Origin of the sequence: Candidatus Rubrimentiphilum sp. (assembly GCA_035710515.1) — a bacterium.
Classification (GTDB): domain Bacteria; phylum Vulcanimicrobiota; class Vulcanimicrobiia; order Vulcanimicrobiales; family Vulcanimicrobiaceae; genus Rubrimentiphilum.
In genome coordinates this window covers 249,681-265,965 of record DASTDE010000003.1, presented here as the reverse complement: position 1 = coordinate 265,965, position 16,285 = coordinate 249,681, and the positions used below count along the sequence as shown (strand labels likewise).

Annotated in this window: 16 protein-coding genes and 1 tRNA gene; 13 read left to right on the top strand and 4 right to left on the bottom strand. The window is 59.4% G+C overall.

Features of this window, described 5'->3' with window-relative positions; translation table 11 throughout:
• Together VFO29_08655 and VFO29_08650 are read right to left on the bottom strand one after the other, a co-directional pair.
• Entirely contained in the window at positions 1-2,319 is a 2,319-nt protein-coding gene (locus VFO29_08655; GenBank protein HET9393568.1) for a TonB-dependent receptor, read from the bottom strand.
• Between the two features lie 57 nt (positions 2,320-2,376).
• Positions 2,377-2,904, bottom strand: coding sequence for a hypothetical protein (locus tag VFO29_08650; protein ID HET9393567.1), 528 nt, complete (start codon positions 2,902-2,904; stop codon positions 2,377-2,379).
• A gap of 143 nt (positions 2,905-3,047) precedes the next feature.
• Between VFO29_08650 and VFO29_08645 the strand changes: the two genes are divergently transcribed.
• The 4 genes from VFO29_08645 to VFO29_08630 all read left to right on the top strand — a co-directional run bounded on the left by VFO29_08645 (position 3,048) and on the right by VFO29_08630 (position 5,492).
• Positions 3,048-3,593, top strand: coding sequence for a hypothetical protein (locus VFO29_08645; protein ID HET9393566.1), 546 nt, complete (start codon positions 3,048-3,050; stop codon positions 3,591-3,593).
• A gap of 20 nt (positions 3,594-3,613) precedes the next feature.
• Positions 3,614-4,384, top strand: a complete 771-nt coding sequence (locus VFO29_08640; protein ID HET9393565.1) for a TIGR00282 family metallophosphoesterase — start codon at positions 3,614-3,616, stop codon at positions 4,382-4,384.
• A complete protein-coding gene (locus tag VFO29_08635) occupies positions 4,381-4,692 on the top strand; it encodes a stage V sporulation protein S (GenBank protein HET9393564.1) in 312 nt (103 codons plus the stop codon). Before VFO29_08640 ends, VFO29_08635 begins: the two co-directional genes overlap by 4 nt.
• Before the next feature lie 65 nt (positions 4,693-4,757).
• Positions 4,758-5,492, top strand: a complete 735-nt coding sequence (locus tag VFO29_08630) for a PHP domain-containing protein (protein ID HET9393563.1) — start codon at positions 4,758-4,760, stop codon at positions 5,490-5,492.
• Between the two features lie 36 nt (positions 5,493-5,528).
• Here the strand turns inward: VFO29_08630 and VFO29_08625 are convergent, their stop codons facing one another.
• On the bottom strand, positions 5,529-6,068 hold the full coding sequence (locus VFO29_08625; GenBank protein HET9393562.1) for a cyclodeaminase/cyclohydrolase family protein: 540 nt from the start codon (positions 6,066-6,068) through the stop codon (positions 5,529-5,531).
• Positions 6,069-6,147: 79 nt separating this feature from the next.
• On the opposite strand from VFO29_08625, the gene VFO29_08620 reads away from it, so the two are divergent.
• The 8 genes from VFO29_08620 (at position 6,148) to VFO29_08585 (ending at position 14,548) form a co-directional block, all read left to right on the top strand.
• Positions 6,148-7,425, top strand: coding sequence for an adenosylhomocysteinase (locus tag VFO29_08620; GenBank protein ID HET9393561.1), 1,278 nt, complete (start codon positions 6,148-6,150; stop codon positions 7,423-7,425).
• Between the two features lie 2 nt (positions 7,426-7,427).
• Positions 7,428-8,660 carry a methionine adenosyltransferase gene (metK, locus tag VFO29_08615; GenBank protein ID HET9393560.1) on the top strand — a complete coding sequence of 411 codons (1,233 nt, stop codon included), beginning with the start codon at positions 7,428-7,430 and terminating at the stop codon, positions 8,658-8,660.
• A gap of 55 nt (positions 8,661-8,715) precedes the next feature.
• Entirely contained in the window at positions 8,716-9,315 is a 600-nt protein-coding gene (locus VFO29_08610; GenBank protein HET9393559.1) for a hypothetical protein, read from the top strand.
• Positions 9,316-9,393: 78 nt separating this feature from the next.
• Positions 9,394-9,469: transfer RNA gene (locus VFO29_08605), tRNA-Asn, on the top strand.
• Between the two features lie 616 nt (positions 9,470-10,085).
• Complete coding sequence (locus VFO29_08600) at positions 10,086-12,155, top strand: hypothetical protein (GenBank protein HET9393558.1); 2,070 nt, start codon at positions 10,086-10,088, stop codon at positions 12,153-12,155.
• A gap of 62 nt (positions 12,156-12,217) precedes the next feature.
• On the top strand, positions 12,218-13,336 hold the full coding sequence (locus tag VFO29_08595; GenBank protein HET9393557.1) for a serine hydrolase domain-containing protein: 1,119 nt from the start codon (positions 12,218-12,220) through the stop codon (positions 13,334-13,336).
• A gap of 254 nt (positions 13,337-13,590) precedes the next feature.
• Entirely contained in the window at positions 13,591-14,094 is a 504-nt protein-coding gene (locus tag VFO29_08590) for a hypothetical protein (protein HET9393556.1), read from the top strand.
• A gap of 28 nt (positions 14,095-14,122) precedes the next feature.
• Positions 14,123-14,548, top strand: a complete 426-nt coding sequence (locus tag VFO29_08585) for a hypothetical protein (protein HET9393555.1) — start codon at positions 14,123-14,125, stop codon at positions 14,546-14,548.
• A gap of 57 nt (positions 14,549-14,605) precedes the next feature.
• On the opposite strand, the gene VFO29_08580 is transcribed toward VFO29_08585, so the two are convergent.
• Positions 14,606-14,935 carry a hypothetical protein gene (locus VFO29_08580; GenBank protein ID HET9393554.1) on the bottom strand — a complete coding sequence of 110 codons (330 nt, stop codon included), beginning with the start codon at positions 14,933-14,935 and terminating at the stop codon, positions 14,606-14,608.
• A gap of 768 nt (positions 14,936-15,703) precedes the next feature.
• On the opposite strand from VFO29_08580, the gene VFO29_08575 reads away from it, so the two are divergent.
• Positions 15,704-16,282, top strand: a complete 579-nt coding sequence (locus tag VFO29_08575) for a hypothetical protein (protein ID HET9393553.1) — start codon at positions 15,704-15,706, stop codon at positions 16,280-16,282.
• Positions 16,283-16,285: the final 3 nt, after the last annotated feature.

Here is a 16,285-nt window from a genome sequence, read left to right as displayed (position 1 = left end):
TTAGAAAGGCGCCGACAGCCGGAACAGAATGCTCCGGCCGTTCGCAATCTGCGTCGTGTTGAACCCGTTGGCGATCTTGATGATGTACTGGTGATTCAACAGATTGTCCACAGTCAGATCGAAGCCTAACGACTTATCGCCGTTCTTTCCGGGGTCTTTGCCGAGCGACAGGTTTGCAGTAAGGTGCGCCGGCAGCCGGCCTTCGCCGCTTTCGAATTGGACCGGATAGCCGGTGCCGTACTCGCCTTGCAGCGTCGCAAACCAGGCCGACTTCAATCCAAAGCGGTGCGTGTATGCGGCATTCGCTTCATAGGTTTGATCGTGATCTTCGGGTTGAAAATCGGCGGCAGTAATTTGACCCGGCGGGTTGACGTCAGGCGGGAAGAGGAACGTCGAGCCGGAGACGCCCGCCGCTTCAGCTCGGGACCATGTTCCTGAAAAGAACCAACTGTCGGCGATCCCGTTGCGGCCCTGCAGCCGAACTTCTACGCCTTCGTCGCGACCGATCGCGTTGTTGAAGACCGCGAAGAGCGGCGTGTTTAGCAGCTGTGTCGTGTCCAGCACGTTGACTGCCGTTCGCATGAAGAAGTTCACATATCCCGTCATCGAGGGATCGAACGTGTGCGCGACGCCCATCTCAAAGTACGCGTCGCGTTCCGGCTTTAAGTCATAGACGGGTTCGGTGGGACAGCCTTCGAGCGCGACGCATGCCTGGCGTACATCTTCCAACTGCGGAGCGGCGTACATCCGCCCGTAGTAAAAATGCACGACGTTCCTGCCATCAGGCGCGACGTTGATGCCGATGCGCGGGCTTATTTGGTAGCCGCTAGTGAATCCGGTCGAATGATCCCAGCGCACGCCGTAATCCACGGAAAGCGCTCGCGAGGGCGACCATTTGTCTTGTGCGTAGAGACCGATCTGCCAGCCCGGCTGGGATACATTGGTGGCGACCGTATCCAAATCGCCGGTGATCGGATCCATGCTTCCGAAGACTTGACTTGCGGTGAAAAATTCGCGCGACAAGTCGGCGCCGACTTTCACGGCGTGATGCTGCGAGGCTCGGAACTCAGAGAGCCGCAGACCCACATACGAGGCACGGCGATCTTGCCGCAAACCGATCAGGTTCACAGGAATGCCGGTATCCGGATCGGGCTGTGTTGCCTGGATATCGTTTGCGAGGTCGCCGTCGTAGGCGATACGCGTGAACCTGAACCACGGAATGAGCTGGAAGAAGCCGTTGCCGTCTTTCGACGTCAGCGTTAGATTCAAGTTGGCATAGCGGTCGTACTCGCGCTGAACGTCATCCGTTCCCGGAACGCTGACGACCGGGTCATTCGGATTTCCGGGATCCGTATTGATTGGAATCTGAAATTGCGCCAGCTGATTGGAGAGGTCAAATGAGAGCGTTCCGCGCGGCCCGATCGGCGTGATGAAGCGCAGAAATTCGTCGGACTGCGACGAGTTGTCGTGGATCGCGTTGAAGTTGGGTGCGTCCAGCCCGCGATTGGTATGCTGCGAGTTCGCGTTCAGGAATAGCTCGGAAGAACCGAATTTGAACGCTTGGTCGAAGCTGGCTTGCGCCTGACCTTGATTGCCGCCGCCGAATGTGAGCATCCCTTGGGACGGCGGGCGGAGATCGCTCAAGCGGTTGCTGACGATGTTGATGACGGCGCCCTGCCGGCTGCCGCCGTACTCCGCGGGGAAGGCCCCCGTAAAAATCTCGAGCGAGTCGATATTTTTCGGATCGATCAACTCGGCAAAGTTTGAACTGGTCGCTTGGGGAATCGGCGCGCCGTCGATCTCGTAGGTCACGCCGTGAAAGCCGTGTGCGACCGGTTCGTTGTACGAAAAGCGAACGATGCCTGGTACCGTCTGTATGATACGATCTAAACTGTCGTTTGTCGGCATGGCCGCCAGTTGCTGCCGCCCCAGGACGTTGCTTGAAACGGGTGTGCCCGAAGCGCCGCCGCGCGATGTGACGTTCAAATTACTAATCAGTTTGAGTTGTCCAAGCCCGAAGTTGATGTTCAGCACCGCGTCTGAGGCGACGGAGATGCTCAGCGTGCGATCCGGAACGCCGCTGTAAGCCGCAGTCAGCGTGTAATCGCCGAACGGCACTTGTGAAAAAACGTAGTTGCCGGCTACGTCAGTCGTTGTTTGTAGTTGCGCGCCTTCGCCCTTGAGAGTCAAAGTGACGTTCGCACGCGGGATGTTATCCACGAGCACATTGCCGCGCACGATGCCGGTCACGGCCGCGCTAGCAGGCAGCGCATCAAAAAACAGGACGATGGCACAGAGGGCCAGGATAAGCTTTCGCATGAGGTTTCCTTTAACGCAGAGAGTTGAGTAACAATCGCGCGAGTGCGCGTTCTTGCGTTAAACCGGCGGCGGCCGGGAGAATAAACGATGCGCGTGAGCGTGCGCTGCGATCGTTGGAACTGCAATCCCTATGCCGGCGAATGCCCGGGGCTCGGAGGCCGCGCGCAGGATCTGAACCAATTCGAGCGCGATTTCCGCCGCGGCGCGAGCAAGTCCGCGCCAAGCTACACCGACGATCCACGCAGCTAGGCCGAGCGCGATCATCGCGGGCAGGACGGGAATCGCATGCGGCTGCTCGCGCAATTCGATGACGGCAAACCACGATGCCGTGCTGGTAAGCAGCGCAGCCAACGGAGGCGCGAGAGTCGATTTGAAGCGCGCGTTCAGAAAGGCGGGGATGAGTGCGCTCGCAACGGCGGCGCCGGCAAAGGCTATCCACAGCGCCCAGAAAAGCGCGTGGCTCCCTCCGCCCAGGACGTGAGCGCGGCCAAAGATTCCCGCATGAGCCAAGACGGCCGCCGGCAAGCCAAGCAGCGCGGAGAGGGCGACTATGCGGCCGGCCTTCTGCGTCACGTCCTCCATCATAGGTATTTACGAGGCCTCGGGCAACCGGGACCCCCTGGCGGACGGTTGGAGCTGTCGTGAAAGGCACAAGGGGGGCTGTTGGCACGATGTCTAAGAGACGGGACCCCCTAGCCCGGCCCCATCAGATCAGGTAAGGAAGTATCATGACCGCCCGCCCTCTGGAGAACAGCGATACCGTCAATTTGGTGTGCGCGCTGCTTGTGCGCTACCCCGAAATTGCGTCTATCCGTTCGATGCCGGGTGAAGGCACGGTCAAGTTTACGTTTGCGGTCGGACAACGCATGGACCGCGCGACGCAACGTGCCGCGGCGGAAGCGATCGAGGCTCACGTCAACGGGTTTCTCGCGCTGGCGCGCGACGGGGGCGACGTCAGCGTCGAGTGCGAGTCGGACCGCACGCACAGTTTCGTTCACGTAACCCGCGATCTCGACAGTTTCACCAAGGACGAACTAGCGATGCTTACCGCACTGTTTGCGCAGCGCTTTGGAGCGGCGCTGGTCCGCAATCCCGTGCCCGACGAACAGCCTGATGAGGATCCGGCCGCACAAGAGGAACTGGTCGAATCCGCCATCGAGGCGTTGCGCGATCCCGCGCAATCCAAGAGTTTGGTGGGATTCCGCGAAGAGAAACACGTTCTCGTCTACTTCTTGAACTCACGGAAGAAAGCAAAGGCTCCGGCCCGCCGATAAAGACACTCAATCTGCTGCTGGTGGGCGACGTCGTCGGTTCACCAGGCCGCGAAACGCTCAAACGCTGTCTCCCGATGGCGCGCGATCAATACAAGATCGACGCGTGTATCGTCAATGGCGAAAATGCCGCCGGCGGTTTCGGACTCACGGTACAGACCGCCGAAGAGATGTTTGCGACCGGCGTTGATTTTATTACGAGCGGCAATCACATCTTTGACAAGCGCGACTTCAAAGACTATCTCGATACGTCCGATCGCGTCATCCGCCCAGTCAACTATCCGCCCGGCGTTCCCGGGCGCGGCACGGGCACGTTTTCGGCCAACGGCACGACGGTAGGCGTTATCAACGTGATGGGACGCACGTTCATGCCGCCGGTTGACGATCCGTTTCGCGCGGTTGACTCGGCGCTTGCCAACGTCGCCGCCGATGCGCGCATTATCGTGGTGGACGTGCATGCCGAAGCGACCAGCGAAAAGGTGGCGCTCGGGCGCTATTTGGATGGCAAAGTCGCCGCCGTGTATGGCACGCACACGCACGTCCAAACGGCCGACGAACAGATTCTGCCCGGCGGAACGGCATACATTAGCGACCTGGGGATGACCGGGCCGACCGAAGGCATCATCGGAATGGAGTCGGAAGCCGTCCTCGACCGGTTCATAACGGGGTTTTCCGATCGGTTTTCCGTAGAGAAAGCCGGAACGAAACAGTTTTGCGCCGCGGTCGTAACCATCGACATAGACTCCGGGCGTGCGACGGAGATTCGACGTATTTTTCAGCGAGGCATAGCATGATAGAGAATCCGGTAAAGCCCGTTATCACAGGCAACGTTCTTAAGGTCTCCGCCAAGAGCAACCCAAACTCGGTAGCCGGGGCGCTGGCGGCGGTTCTGCGCGAACGGCCGCTGGCCGAGTTGCAAGCCGTGGGCGCGGGCGCGATCAATCAGGCCGTCAAAGCGATTGCGATCGCGCGCAGCTATCTGGCCGGCCAGACCGAACTCGTCTGCGTGCCTTCCTTTATAGATGTGCAAATAGAAGGCAACGATCGCACCGGCATCTCGCTGCTGATCGAGCGCCGTCCGGAAGGGGACGTCCAGCGCTAGTCGACTTCCACTCGCACACGAGCGAGAGCGACGGCACCCTTGCGCCGGCGGCTCTCTGCGACTTCATGCGGTCGCGCGGCGTGCAGATATTCGCCATCACCGATCACGACACGCTGGCAGCGTTTGACGGGCTCGAAACGCCGCCCGGCAGCCGCATCATCACCGGGATCGAAATCAACGCGACGTTTGACGACAGCGAAGTTCACGTCTTGGGTTTTCGCCTGCCGCTCGGCCCGTCGCCGCTGACGGCGGTGATCGAAGCGAACCGCGCCGCACGCCGCGTGCGTGTCGGCCGCATCGTGACGCAACTGCGCGACGCCGGGCACCCAATCACGTTTGAAGACGTCGAAGGCGAAGCGACCGCGAACGCATCGCTCGGCAGGCCGCACGTCGGCAAAGCATTGATCCGCAAGGGGATCGTCTCAAATATAGAAGCGGCCTTCCGGTCGTTTTTGCGAAGAGGCACTCCCGGTTACGTTCCTTCGACGCACATCACACCGCACGAAGCGATCGACGTGATTCTGGCGTCCGGCGGCATACCCGTGCTCGCACATCCGGGCCGCCTGCGGGATGAAGCGATCATCGGTGAATTAGCTGAGCGTGGACTACGCGGGCTCGAAGTCTTCTATCCGCGGCACGACGCGAATCAAGTGCACCACTTTCGCGGCATCGCTAAGCAGTACGGCTTGGTGATGACGGGCGGCTCTGATTTTCACGACATCCGTTATAACAAACGCGGCGTCGGCATGGAAGTTGCCGAAGACGACATCAAACCGTTTCTAAATTTGCTGTCATCCTGAGGTATCGAAGGACCCCGAGGTAACGAGGGGAGCGTGCTACCTAGTCAGCGTTGCACTCACCGCTTTACGCAACGACGCCACTAACCCGGTCGCTTCCCGCTCGTAGTCTTCCAGCAGCGCACGCTGGTCGGCGACCTTCGCTGCGTCTTTCATGAAGCGGTGATTGATGCGCACGTTGTAGGCGCAACCCATGAGCCCGGCGTGCGCGAATTCGGCGGCGCAGCCGGCGTCGCTGACGAGGTTGACGTTGCCAAGCGCGAGCGCGTTCGCGCTTAAGTGCAGCGCGTCCAGAGCGATGCGCATGCCTTCAAGCGGAACGGCTGCCGCCTCGGCCAGTGCGGCCTGGCGCTCCTCGCCGCGGGTCTGCATCACGCGTTCGAAGGCTTTTTCGTCCCGCTCGCTGTGCCCGAGCGCTTTCGCTCGGAGCGAATCGGCCGTCGCCGCGAGGGCGTCGTCCTTACAGATGCGTGCGACCATCGCCACCAGCGCGCAAGCGGCGCCTGCGACAACCATCGCAGCGCTGCCTCCCCCGGGAACCGCGTCCGCCGAGGCTAGACGCTCCAAATACTCGTCCACGTGCCACTCTTTAGGTAGCGGGGAGGGCAACTCATGTGGCAGAATAGCGAGTCTTATCCCACCAGAGAGGAATTTTGCTTTGCCAGTACTCCAGGAGCACACCGTGCGCGGAGACGTGAAAGATCGCGCCCTAGCCGAAACCGGACGTTCCCGGATCGCGTGGGCTGCGGCATACATGCCCGTGCTCGCACAGATTCGCGATCGCTTTGCGCAGGAGAAGCCGCTGCGCGGCGTCCGCATCGGCGCGTGTCTGCACGTCACCACCGAAACGGCGAATCTCATGCTCGCGCTGCAAGCCGGCGGCGCCGAGATAGCGCTTTGCGCCAGCAATCCGCTTTCGACGCAAGACGACGTCGCGGCCGCGCTCTGCGAGTTCGGCATTCCCACCTTCGCGATCAAAGGCGAAGACAACCAAACGTACTACAGCCACATCGAGGCCGTGGTCGCCACGCATCCGCACATGTCCATGGATGACGGCTGCGACTTGGTCACGACGATCTTTACCAAGCACAAGGAACAGCTCGCCGAGATGATCGGCGGCTGCGAGGAGACGACCACGGGCGTCATCCGCTTGCGCGCAATGCAGAAGGACGGCGTGCTTCCCTACCCGGTCATCGCCGTGAACAACGCGCTGACCAAGCACATGTTCGACAACCGTTACGGCACGGGGCAGTCGACGCTCGACGGCATCATTCGCGCAACCAACGTTCTGCTCGCGGGGCGGACGGTCGTCGTGGTCGGCTACGGCTGGTGCGGCCGCGGTGTTGCGTCGCGTGCGGCCGGTCTGGGCGCGCACGTCGTGATCACCGAGATCGATCCGCGCAAAGCGCTCGAAGCCGTCATGGACGGCTACCGCGTGATGCCGATGGAACAAGCCGCACGCGAAGGCGACATCTTCGTGACGGTCACGGGCAACTATCACGTGATCGACGAGCAGCATTTCAACGTCATGAAAGACGGCGCGATCGTCTGCAACTCGGGCCATTTCAACGACGAGTTGAATCTCGATGCGATCGAGCGCATCAGCAAGCGCAAGACGGCGCCGCGCACGTTCGTCGAGCAGTACGAAATGGCAGACGGACGCCGCATCTGCATCTTGGCGGACGGCCGTCTGATCAATCTAGCCGCGGGCGAGGGCCATCCGGCCTCCGTGATGGACATGTCGTTCGCGAACCAGGCGATGGCCGCGGCGTACCTCGCGCGCGATCACAAGAAACTCGAAAATAAGGTTTACGACGTGCCCGAAGACATCGACGAAGAAGTGGCCACGCTAAAGCTAGCATCCATGAACATCACCATCGACAAACTGACGCCTAAACAGGCAAAGTACATTGCCTCGTGGAGTGAGGGAACGTAAAGATGGCATCCCGCCGGCTCTTCACCAGCGAATCCGTCACCGAGGGTCATCCCGACAAGGTCGCGGATCAGATATCCGACGCGGTGCTCGACGCGATTCTCAAAGAAGATCCGAACGGGCGCGTCGCGTGCGAGACGTTCGCGATCACCGGCCAGATTCACATTGCCGGCGAGATCACGACGAAGACGTACATCGATATTCCGCGCATCGTGCGCCAGGTGATCGAAGATATCGGCTACACCAAGTCGGCCGTCGGATTCGATGCGGAGACGTGCGGCGTCAGTGTTTCGATCGACGAACAGTCGGCCGATATCGCGATGGGCGTCGATAATTCGCTGGAAGCCAAAGCCGGGGAGCATCCCAACGACCGCTACGAGCGTCTCGGCGCCGGCGATCAAGGCATGATGTTCGGCTACGCCTGCCGCGACACCGAAGAGCTGATGCCGCTGCCGATCGTGCTCGCGCACAACTTGGTGCGTCACCTCACCGCGCTGCGCAAGAACGGCGACATCCCGTATTTGCGCCCTGACGGCAAATCACAAGTCACCGTTGAGTACGAAGACGATAAACCGGTCCGCATCGAGGCGGTGGTCGTTTCGACGCAGCACGACCCGGAGATCCCGCTCGAGACGATTCGGGCAGAGATCACCGAAAAAGTGATCAATCACGTTATTCCGGCCTCGTTGCGCGACAAGAACACGCGCATCTACGTCAATCCGACCGGACGCTTCGTGATCGGCGGACCCAAAGGCGACGCCGGTTTGACCGGACGCAAGATCATTGCCGACACCTACGGCGGGATGGCGCGTCACGGCGGCGGAGCGTTCTCCGGCAAAGATCCGACGAAGGTCGATCGCTCGGGCGCGTATGCCGCGCGTCACGTTGCGAAGAACATCGTGGCAGCGGGGCTCGCGGATCGCTGCGAAGTGCAGGTCGCGTATGCGATCGGAGTCGCGCGTCCGATGAACGTTTCGGTCGAAACGTTCGGCACCGGTAAGATTCCCGAGCAGCGCATCGCCGAGATCGTTGCCAAGACATTCGATCTGCGCCCGGCCGCAATCATCGATCACCTCGGGTTGCGTCGCCCCATTTATAGGCAGACGGCCGCTTATGGCCACTTCGGGCGTCCGGATCTCGATCTGCCCTGGGAGAAACTCGACAAAGTCGAGGCGCTGCGAGCGGCCTCGGGCGTCAGCGCCGACACGCTCAAGGTCCCCGATTTCGCCAAACATTGAACTCCGCGCGGGTCTTTCACGTTAACCGGGAAAGTATCCAGCCAAAGGAGACTGCATGAACTTTCGCAGTAAAATCGCAGCCCTCGCAATGCTCGCAGCCTTCGCGGCCCCGAGCGTTGCGCTTGCACAGGCGATGGTCACGCTTGCCAAAGGCGACAACGTTAACCTCGTGATGCAGAGCGCGCTCGACACCGGCACGGCCTATGTCGGCCAGCGCTTCACCGCGCGCGTCGTACCGCCGTATCCCGAAGGCGACACGGATCTCGCGAATGCCGTTGCCAGCGGCGAAGTCGTCAAGGTAACTCCGGCCGGACAGGGCCGCAATCCCGAACTGTTCCTGAGCTTCACGACGATCACGCTAGCGAACGGCTCTTCGTATCCGATCAACGCTGAAGTGACCGGCGCCGGAACGACTCAGCAGCAGAAGAACGCCGGGCATACAGTGCTGACGACGATCGGCGGACTGATCGCCGGCAACATCATCGGCAAGACGATCTTCCACGCCGCCACCGGCATCGGCGGACTCATCGGCGCGGCCGGCGGATTCCTCATCGGGCAAAACAAGAAATCCAACCTCACGCTTTCGCCCGGCGCGAATATCCAGCTGACGCTGACCCGGCCCTTGCTCGTCCGCAGGCAAGCCACGCAGCCTTAGCCCCAACCAACCGAGCTGCAGAGCGCGGCATCCGGAAACGGGTGCCGCTTTCGTTAGCGCCGAACATGCGGGGCGCAGTCCGGATTAGCTCAGTTGGTAGAGCAGCTGACTGTTAATCAGCGGGTCGTTGGTTCGAGTCCAACATCCGGAGCCACTTTTCGAAGATCCTGACCCCAATCCCGAACCCAATCGGAGATTGGGATCGGGATCTTCGAATTTATTTTGAGAAGGCCCGCGCATTGAATTAACTAAGAGGCTGCGTTGGGAGGTTCACATGAAGGTTCTTATTTATTTCTTGGTAGCCGTTGCCATGCAATGAGCTGCTCGCAACCGGCGAGCGCCTATTTCGACGCCGTAACCGCTTACAACAGCTCGACATCATGCGCGAGGGTAACGGTCTTTCAAGCTGACGCGATAGGAAAGGGCACGCGCCATTTGGCCGACTCACACGACATCAGCCCCGGCCGGCACTATCGGTTTTTATGGATGAGCCTCCCTGGTGGCGCTATGGGAACTATACTGAAACCCTATACCGTATTGGCTCGCTTCGAGATGTTTCCGAGCGCGGACTGCCACGGTAGCCCGGTTGGAAGAAACCACGAAATGAAGAAGCAAGACAGCAACCCGTTCAAGGGCAACACCTGGCGCGTCAGAGTGCTGGGCGAACCCGGCCGGTACTACCTCCGGGGCTAGCTTGCGTCGTCACAAGTCGCCATCCGATCGACCGGAACAAAACCCGGCCCAAGGCCGTATCCCATGTAGTTTCGTTTATGCGCGTCATAATTGCCGCCCTCGCCCTTGCCATGCTCGCGCCGACTGCAATTGCGTCGGCCGATACCCTGTCCACCGGCGTGCCCATACTCGCGGCAATGCCGAGCATGAACGGCACCATCGACGACTCCTGGAGCAAGGCGGTGAAGCTGCCCGTGCTCTTCGATTTCACGTACCAGCGTTCCGGTGAACCGACAGACGCCTACGTCGCGCAGGATCCCAACGGCCTCGACGTCGCGTTCGATGTTACGCAGCACGCTACGCTGACCGCGTCGCAGCAGACCAACGGTCCGGGCGTATCCAGCGACGATCGCGTTGCCGTCACATTGTGGCCGCAAGGCAACAATGGCTTCCGCTATCGTTTCGTCGCCAACGCGCTCGGCGCGCGGTACCAAAGCTCGAGCGAAAACAGCGCGTATGAACCAACGTGGATCGCAGCCGCGCGCCGCACACCTTCTGGTTACACCGTTACGATGCACATTCCGTGGAACATCATTCGCAGCGGCGGCTCGAAAAGTTGGAGCGCGCAATTCGAACGCCTCACCGTCGCCGACAACGGCGACCAAGTTTGGGAACACATGCAAGGCCAGCGCAACGCGGCCGATTCCGCATACGCAGGGCTATTGACCGGCCTCAACGTCACCGCGCAAGCCAAGCTGGTACGCCCGCAACCGCGCTTGCAAATTTATGGTCTGGCCGAAGCAGCTCCCCCGCGCTTCGGCGGCAACACGTCACGCATCGGCGCCGACCTCGCCATCCCCGTCACGGCGACGTCCTCGCTGCTGGGCGCCTTCCACCCCGATTATTCTAACGTCGAGACGGATCAGCAAAGCATTTCCCCGACCGCATTCCATCGCTTCCTCAGCGAAGTGCGGCCGTTTTTCACGCAGGCGGCACAGAATTTCAACAACACGTTCAGCTGCACGAACTGCCCAACCACACTCTATACGCCCGCCATTCCGACGTTTCGGCAAGGCTATGCGTACGAAGGCACCGCCGGCCGTTTTTCATTCGGCGCGTTTGACGCCGTTGGTTTCAGCCGCACCGACAGCGCGCAAGTGCTCAACTGGGGCGTCAACAATACCAAACAGATCATGGGCGTCTCACTTCAACGCGTGAGCGTGAACGTTCCGGGCTTCCGCGACAATACGACCACCCTCTATACCGGCTATCTCAACCAGCATACGCACGACTTCGTCTACTTAAACGCCGGAAGCGATAGCGGGACCAACGTCACCGACAACGGCTTCGCCCAATACTGGGAATATGGCGGCGGGTACGTCGATAAGACCACCACGATCGGCTTCACCTTCCAAAAAGTCGGGCCGCAATTCAATCCCGTCGACGGATTTCTGAATCAGCCCGACGTTTCGGGTTACCAACTCTTCGCCAATAAGAAATTCATCTTCTCAAAAACCGCCACGCTCCAGGATGTCTTCGTCAGCGGATTCTTTACGCGCATGCACGATCACAGCGGCAATCCGGCGCAAGCGGTCAATTCCTGGCAGACGAACTTTGACTTGAAGAACCAGCTCTCGATACACGTGTTCGGGGGTTCGCAAACCATCGAGATCTTCAACGGAGAGTACTTGCCGTTTTACGGCAACGGCGGCGCGCTGATCTACCGGGGCTCGACGTCCACGCCTACGACCATCGTGTACTCGGGCGGCCCATATTATCACGGACACCTGACCTCGTGGACCTACAGCACGGTCCTACCGATCATCAAGCATCTGAACTTGGCGCTTGAGGATGACGAAAATTATTACGCGTCGTCCACCGAGCCAACGGCGAAGCAGTGGTTGGAGCGCGCGAGCCTCGACTGGCAGTTCAGCCGGACCGCTTCATTTGACATCGGCGCACGAAAAATCATCGGCCGAAATCTCCCCGACGCCTTCGAGCCGCCGCAATTTGCCTACATCAGCGCCGGAAACATCAGCGCCGCGTTTCACTTCCTGGCCGCCAAGAACGAGTTTTATCTCGTCTACGGCAGCCCGAACAGCTTAGCGACCACGCCTGCGCTGATCTTCAAATGGATCCGCTACATCGGGGCCGAGAAGGGCACGTAACCGGTCTCAGCCGGCCTCTAGCGCCGGCCGGATTCGCCGGCTCTCCCTAGAAAGGGCGCCGTATGATACACGCTATTGTGCTGGCGGGTTTAACCGCGTCCCAAATCAGTACTATCGAATCCTCGGTGCGCGCGCGGATGGCGGCGGCACAGATTCCGTCGGTCGTCGTCCGAATCGATCGCGACGGAAAAAACATTTACGCGCACGCTTTCGGCTACCGGGATATGGCCGATCGGGTTCCGGCCAATGTCGATACGCGCTTTCAGTACGGCTCGATTACCAAGCAGTTCACCGGCGCGGCCATACTTACACTTGTCGAAGACGGCAAACTCTCGCTCGATGATCGAGTGGGGAAGTGGCTTCCCCAATTCGCTAAGTTTCCGATTACAATTCGGCAACTACTCGTACATACCAGCGGCGTGGCCGATTACACCGGGGAGTTGTGGTATCTGCACAAGGATTACACCAACCCGTTCGTTGGTAGCGGGCCACTTCTGGAATGGTCCGCATCGCAGAAGCTCGAGTTCGTGCCGGGAACCAAAACCGTATATGACAATGCCGCTTACACGATGCTCGCGAGGATCGTCGAGCGGGCGAGCAAGGAATCATTCTTTTCCTACTTGCAGCAGCGTTTCTTCAAACCGCTCGGCATGACCAGCGTCGCGCCGCAAACGTTCTATAAGATCGAACCGAACACGGCGCGCGGCTACATGATTATCGACAATAAGGATACGTCCACGGCGTACGGTTTGCCGCTCGATCCCCGCGCGTTGCTGCCGTCAATGGCATGGAATATGGAACAGGTTGACGGCGCGGGCTATCTCGTTGGCGACGCCGCCGATCTTCAAAAATGGGACAACGCGCTTCTCGCCGGCCGCGTGTTTAAAGGGGTCGGGGCAAAGCTGTTTCATGAGCCCGGCATGCTGACAAATGGCAAGCCGACCTATACGGGCCCGGAGAACCCGGCGCACAAACCCGGCGTCTATTTACTGGGTGGCCTCGGGAATTTTCTGGTCGACGATGTCAGCGTCTATGGGGCCAACGGCGGTACGTCGGGGTTTCTATCGTTCACGGCGACGATACCGTCGAAGCACATCTCGATAACGACGCTCAGCAATCACGGCGCAGACCTCAATAACAGTTTGCTGACGCTCCCCATCATGCGCGCGCTGCTTCATTAATTTATTCTTATCCCGGCAGGCATCGCGGCCCAGGGGGCTAAGGTGCCTCGCGGAGGTTGCCTTATGAAGATCTTCGCTGCTGCTTTTGTGCTCGGGAGTCTGCTTGCGAGCAGTCTCGGCGCCGGTGCGACTGAGGTGCGTCCCGACGTTTTCTACATTCAATTGAATAACCACACCGGAGACAAGATCTACGCTTTGTTAGCCGGAGTGGGGCCAGCCGTCGGTGTAGTGGCTGGGCCTGATGAGGAGTCGCCTTGGGAAACTTTCAAGAGTACGCAAAGCACGGGCAGCCTTTCGTACAATTGCGGGGGCAAGGGACATTCAGCCATGGTGTGGTTGAAGCTATCGCAACCACACATCCTGGTTACAATCTTGTCCAACTGCGAACACAAAGTCACGTACAGCTGATGAACATATCACGCCGTTTTCTGCCGGCAGCACTTGCCGTTTTCGCCGTCCTCGCACTTGTACTAGTTACGTCGCGCGCGTTTGCCCGAGTTGAACAAACCGTTCGATTGCAGGTCCGCGATCAACAAGGCCGCGGCGTAGATGGATCGCAAGTGCGCCTCTATATGTATGAATCCGACGGTAAACATCAGGTTCTGATAAAAATGGATGCCGAGGGCAATGGTATTGCCCACGTGTCGAAGGCCTCGACGCGCAACTGTTGGCAAGCGATCACATTTTACAGGGGATCTGCCGAGCAGTGCTATGATGTTAGCGATCAGCCGAACGAATTGTCGTTCACATTGCCGTAACCATTAGGGAGAGTATAAAATGCGAAAGATGATCCTACTTATCGTCGCGTTCCCATTGGCTGCAATTCTTTTCCTAGGTGCGCCGCGTCCGGGAGTGTACGAGAATGTCACCGTGCACGTTGACAATACCTCGGATGCGTGCGCGTGGATCACCGTTTACTACGGCCGGTTTTACTTGCCGTGGATCATTGCCACGGGCTCGGCGCGTCCGGGTTATCTGAAACCCGGCGAAAACCGCGAGTTTGATGTCCGGATGCCCAATCCGCTTCCGGTCAAGACGGCGGAGATCAAGGTGCGCGCACAGTTCGAATCGGATGCGCACTGCACGAAGCCCACAATCGACGACAAGTCGGCAGAAAACAAAAGCATCCAACTCGGCTCGGAAGGGCACGCAACGGTGAGCTCCAAGGTCGAAGGCACGAAGGGGCACTACTCGGTCACCCGGCCCAGCTAACTAGCAATAAAGAAGCCGCCCGGAGGCGGCTTCCTTATTATTCGGCGAGCGTGCGTTCTATTTAGCCGAACGTTGCGCGAGGTCGACGAGAAACTGTCCCGCGTCTTCCGCGTCGCTGGCTGTTTTCTTCGCTACGGCCAGCACCGATTTCACTTCGCTGTCCGAGAGCACGGCATCGATCTGAGCGACCGCGGTAATTGTGTCTATTTGGCCGGTCGAAAGCAGGCCAAGGATGTTTCGTACGAGCGCGCGGTCAGGCTGCGTGAGACTTCCCAGCGCAGCACTTTGGATCGCTGTCGTGCTTTGGACATTGCCTTCCGCGAAGACCAAGACGGGAGACGAGAGGGCTAAAAGAAGCGCGGCAACCGCAATTTTTAAAGTAGTCATATACAGCAATTACGCTTAGGTATTCTCTAAGGTTCAATCCGACCCGCGAATGCTCTCGACGGCGAAAAACTTGCCACTGAGCCGCCGCATGTTCGTACCGGTCACATGAATAATATCTGAAGCACGGAGGTGCATTGCAATGCCGGCGGAGGCGATACAGCGTAGACGCATGTACCGATCACTCTCGCGCGCGATGACCTCAAACTCGCACATACCTCCGCCTGCGGCGCAGGGACTCGTTGTGACGCAAGCGAGAAAGGTTGTAGTGGATCGAAGCGGATTACGGGTGCACGCGTGGCCGCGCAGGGGTGGCATAGAAAGCGCCGCCTTGTGATTCGCCAGCATCTCGCTCAACCGCGCTGTCGCGACGATTGCCGCGGCCGACGTTAGAGAAGCTTCGGCCGCCTTTTTCATCGCAGGCGCGCCGGAGCGATTACCGGTCTAGCGGCGGCTGCAGAAAACCTTAGTCGCGCCTTACGTGCGTTGCGGTTTTGGAGTAGTAAAAAGTTCGCGAGTGCGGAATCGGCTTGTTTCTGCATCTTTACGCGTTGAACCGGTGCGAACGTGACCTTGTTCGTGATGCGAAGGAGCGTGGCTTGATTAGCAGTATCCGGTGGATCGGCTTGGGCCGCGGCGACACCTGAAAGAAAGCCAGCGATAACCAACGCTATTGTGCCGAATTTCATATGGGTTCTCCTCGCCAAAAGAATGCGCCGTGGTCCGTAAGAGTTCAAACCGAAGGGCACGACCTATTCGTAACACGGTCGTATGAGTCTGGAGAAGAAAGACGTCATTGAACTGGTGTTGACACTAGTCGCTGTAATTGCTGGTTCGATCGCTGCGTCAGGCGCATTTGTAAGCGCTTCATACGAGCAGCAGCGAGTGGCCCTCGAGGAAAAGCCGGCGATCTTTCTTTCCTGCGAGCCGGAGTTTACGACGCTTGACGCGGCACAAGGGAGGAAGCCTGAGGAAAACGCTGTTTTTCTGGACGGTCGCGGCGCCAGCTGGGTTCACATCGCCAACCTCGATCGCGATCAAACGCCGGCGCCCTTCGCCCGATGTACGCTAACCAACTACGGTCGTTTGCCGCTGCTTAATCTGCGCCTCGGCCTCGCATTGCAGAGCAAAAGCCACTCGCTGGATGTCCCTGGACTTGCTGCGGCTGAACGGTTCACGTTTTCGCTGATCAACGGGACAAATGCGAATCTTCGATTCGCCTTCGCTCCGACCGTTCAGGTTACGCGAGTTGATAACGGTTTGGACGATACTGTTGTGCTTTTCCTGAGCCGTTCACTCATTGCGCTGCAGGCGCAGACGATCAAGCCCGCGACGGTAGGTCAAAACTGAGCG

Coding starts and splice junctions, on each gene's coding strand:
- VFO29_08655 (HET9393568.1), bottom strand. CDS start 2,319: ATGCGAAAGCTTATCCTGGCCCTCTGTGCCATCGTCCTGTTTTTTGAT.
- VFO29_08650 (HET9393567.1), bottom strand. CDS start 2,904: ATGATGGAGGACGTGACGCAGAAGGCCGGCCGCATAGTCGCCCTCTCC.
- VFO29_08645 (HET9393566.1), top strand. CDS start 3,048: ATGACCGCCCGCCCTCTGGAGAACAGCGATACCGTCAATTTGGTGTGC.
- VFO29_08635 (HET9393564.1), top strand. CDS start 4,381: ATGATAGAGAATCCGGTAAAGCCCGTTATCACAGGCAACGTTCTTAAG.
- VFO29_08630 (HET9393563.1), top strand. CDS start 4,758: ATGCGGTCGCGCGGCGTGCAGATATTCGCCATCACCGATCACGACACG.
- metK (HET9393560.1), top strand. CDS start 7,428: ATGGCATCCCGCCGGCTCTTCACCAGCGAATCCGTCACCGAGGGTCAT.
- VFO29_08610 (HET9393559.1), top strand. CDS start 8,716: ATGAACTTTCGCAGTAAAATCGCAGCCCTCGCAATGCTCGCAGCCTTC.
- VFO29_08600 (HET9393558.1), top strand. CDS start 10,086: ATGCGCGTCATAATTGCCGCCCTCGCCCTTGCCATGCTCGCGCCGACT.
- VFO29_08595 (HET9393557.1), top strand. CDS start 12,218: ATGATACACGCTATTGTGCTGGCGGGTTTAACCGCGTCCCAAATCAGT.
- VFO29_08585 (HET9393555.1), top strand. CDS start 14,123: ATGATCCTACTTATCGTCGCGTTCCCATTGGCTGCAATTCTTTTCCTA.
- VFO29_08580 (HET9393554.1), bottom strand. CDS start 14,935: ATGACTACTTTAAAAATTGCGGTTGCCGCGCTTCTTTTAGCCCTCTCG.
- VFO29_08575 (HET9393553.1), top strand. CDS start 15,704: ATGAGTCTGGAGAAGAAAGACGTCATTGAACTGGTGTTGACACTAGTC.